5 protein-coding genes are annotated in these 3,095 nt (G+C 46.9%); 2 read left to right on the top strand and 3 right to left on the bottom strand.

Annotated elements, in window-relative coordinates; all coding sequences use genetic code 11:
- Both ACTF5U_RS06205 and gloA read left to right on the top strand, forming a co-directional pair.
- The coding region (locus ACTF5U_RS06205) for an alanine:cation symporter family protein (RefSeq protein WP_438970773.1) at positions 1-219 on the top strand (219 nt) is incomplete at its 5' end.
- Between the two features lie 89 nt (positions 220-308).
- Complete coding sequence (gloA, locus tag ACTF5U_RS06200) at positions 309-866, top strand: lactoylglutathione lyase (RefSeq protein ID WP_438970772.1); 558 nt, start codon at positions 309-311, stop codon at positions 864-866.
- Between the two features lie 58 nt (positions 867-924).
- On the opposite strand, the gene ACTF5U_RS06195 is transcribed toward gloA, so the two are convergent.
- The 3 genes from ACTF5U_RS06195 to ACTF5U_RS06185 all read right to left on the bottom strand — a co-directional run.
- Positions 925-1,104, bottom strand: a complete 180-nt coding sequence (locus tag ACTF5U_RS06195) for a PLDc N-terminal domain-containing protein (protein ID WP_438970771.1) — start codon at positions 1,102-1,104, stop codon at positions 925-927.
- A gap of 64 nt (positions 1,105-1,168) precedes the next feature.
- Entirely contained in the window at positions 1,169-2,587 is a 1,419-nt protein-coding gene (locus ACTF5U_RS06190; protein ID WP_438970770.1) for an efflux transporter outer membrane subunit, read from the bottom strand.
- On the bottom strand, positions 2,584-3,095 hold a 512-nt coding region (locus ACTF5U_RS06185), incomplete at its 5' end, for an efflux RND transporter permease subunit (protein WP_438970769.1). The genes ACTF5U_RS06185 and ACTF5U_RS06190, both read right to left, overlap by 4 nt.

The following is a 3,095-nucleotide window of genomic DNA, read 5'->3' as shown; positions in this document are numbered from 1 at the left end:
GAACGCGCGATTATTATTTTCCGTGTTGTGTTTGTGGCGATGGTCATGGTGGGGGCAACACGGGAGTTGAGCTTTGTATGGAATTTCTCTGACCTGATGAACGGCTTGATGGCGATTCCCAACTTGATAGGGATTTTATTGCTATCTAAGGTCGTTAAAGAGGAGAGTCAGCGTTATTTTTCCAGTGCCAGCACGATTAAAGAATCAGCCCTGAAATAATCTGATAATGACGAAAACAATTCAAGGCATCACACCATCAACCGTATGGGATGCTTAGAATAGTTTCGATTACAAATTAAGGAGGAGGAATGATGAGTAGACATTTTGATGAAGCCAAAGGATTGAGTGAAACACATGATCCGGTCACGCATGACTATGTGTTTAACCAAACCATGTTTCGTATCAAGGATCCGGAGCGAACACTCAAGTTCTACAGTGAAGTCATGGGAATGACGTTGATTAAGCGCTTTGATTTTCCTGCCATGGAGTTCACGCTCTATTTTCTGGCAGCGTTGTCACCTGATGAGCTAAAGGCCATATCTGATGATAATGATGAACGAATCAAGCAGACGTTTGCTCGACCGGCGATGTTGGAGTTAACTCATAACTGGGGTGATGAAGACAACGATGACGTCAGTTACCATAACGGCAATAGTGATCCGCGAGGCTTTGGCCATATAGGTTTTGCTGTACCGGATGTAGATGCGGCCTGTGAGCGGTTTGAAAAAATGGGTGTGCCATTCGTGAAAAAGCCGAATGATGGCAAGATGAAAGGTATTGCCTTTATTCAGGATCCCGATGGTTACTGGATTGAGATCTTTACGCCAGAACGTCAGCCTGGTTATTTACGTGAACATCTGGCTTAGTTTAGATGAACGATGAATGAAAAAAGGGGCAAAAAGCCCCTTTTTTTATGTTTCATTGTCAGCCTTTAGGCCCAAGAAAGAACCAGATAATTAGGCCGATTAACGGGAACAGTAAAAGTATCAGAATCCACAGCACTTTTGCACCGCCGCCTGCCGGGCTGTTGGCAACCTGAATAACTGCCCAGATAACAATGACCAACCATATAAGGCCTAATAAACCACCGACTTCTAATCCCATCTTTCTCTCCTTGTGTTGTTGATGTTCCAGCTTAGCTTAAATGATGTTTTCCCTGTACACAAAATTAGTTCGAATGTGTGGCGTTATTCCCCGTTTCAAGCAATCCACCACCTAATGATTTGTACAAAGTGAGCTGACTACGTATTCGCTGAAGTCGTATATCAATTCGGTTGAGTTTACTGCTGATCGAACTGCGTTGGGCATCCAGCACGTCCAGATAACTATCAACACCAGCATCAAATCGATGTTGAGCCAACGCCAGACTTCGGGCTGTGGATGTTGTCAGGTCGTTTTGGGCAGCATATTGTTCATCCAGGGTAGAACGCGCCTCCATTTGATCGCGTACCTCTTTGAACGCTTCTTGAATCACCTGCTGATAATTGGCAATGGTGATATCTTTCTGCAGCTCGGCCACCTCAAGACCCGCCTGATTGCTACCCCAATCCAGTAACGGTAGGGTGAATTGGGGAGATATCGCCCACTGGCGGCTACCACTTTCACTAAGTTGAGCTGGAGCGGTGCCAGCCAGACCTAAACTGGTCGTCAGGCTGATACGGGGGAAGAAGGCTGCTCTGGCAGCACCGATATCGGCATTGGCCGATTTGATCTGGTACTCAGCCTGCAATACATCCGGACGCTGAAGCAAAACCTCAGAATTCAGATCTGCCGGAATCTCTTTTAATGCACCGATTTCTTGCCAGTCGGCCTGCCACTGTGTTTTATCCAAAGTCTGTCCGATTAATAATTGCAGGCTCGTGAAGTTTTGATTTGCTTGTTGCAGGTATTGCGTTTCCAATACGCGAGCCTCATGCACAGCAGTTTCTGCCTGACGCAGATCCAATTCAGAAGCGAGACCGGAGTTGAAGCGTTTTTCGATAAGCGCATAACTTTGTTGACGAACTTTACGGGTCTTCATCGCTAGCTGGTGTTGCGCCTGTGTCGCCTGCCAGCTGAACCAGGCGTCGGCCACTTGAGCGATTAAGGCTAGCTGCGCACTGTCTCGGGCTGCTTGCGATGCAAAGTATTGTTGCAGGGCGGATTCTGAAAGACTGTCAATGCGTCCAAAAAAATCGATTTCCCACGCTGATATACCCACGCCCACACTGTATTGTTCCGTTATGCCACTTTGATTACTGAAACTTAATGTTTCTGGCGTCCTTTGACGGGTGGCAGAGGCTTGCGCATTGATCGTTGGTTTTTGTGCGGCACGTTGAATCCGGTACTGCTTTTGTAATTGCTTAACGGTCAATGATGAAGCTCGCAACTGCTGATTATTCTCTAATGCGATGCGAATCAATTGCTGTAAGGCGGGATCCTGATAAAAGTCACGCCATCCCATATCAGCAATACGGTCCGTGTCTGCTGCTGAAGCTTCAGCCATTTCAATGGCTGGGTCAGGACGCTGATAATCAGGCATCATTGAGCAGGCGGTCAACAAGGTGATGAGGCTAATTGATAAAGCTGTTTTCAAGCTCCGACTCATGATTCGGCCTCCAGGTTTTGTTTATGGTTTTTCCCGCTTAATGTGTCAGCCAGTTTGAATACAACAATAAAGAACACCGGAATAAAGAAAATAGCTAGAACCGTGGCAGTGAATACACCACCAAATACCCCGGTACCAATTGCATTCTGGCTGCCCGAACCTGCTCCTGTTGCCAGCATGAGTGGTGTCACACCGAGCATAAAGGCCAGGGATGTCATAATAATGGGGCGTAAACGCATACGAACCGCTTCCATGGTGGCATCCACTAATGACATTCCCTCTTCGTACAGTGATTTGGCAAACTCGACGATCAGGATGGCATTCTTTGAAGCCAGACCAATCGTAGTCAACAGACCCACCTGAAAGTAGACGTCATTGGATAAGCCCCGGCCCAGAGCAAAGAGTACGGCACCTAATACCCCCAATGGTATAACCAGCATGACAGAAAACGGCACCGACCAGCTTTCATATAAAGCTGCAAGACAAAGAAACACAACCAGAATGGACA

Source organism: Methylophaga sp., from assembly GCF_965655755.1.
GTDB lineage: Bacteria > Pseudomonadota > Gammaproteobacteria > Nitrosococcales > Methylophagaceae > Methylophaga.
The sequence above is the reverse complement of the archived record's forward strand: the minus strand, read 5'-3'. Positions and strand labels throughout refer to the sequence as shown.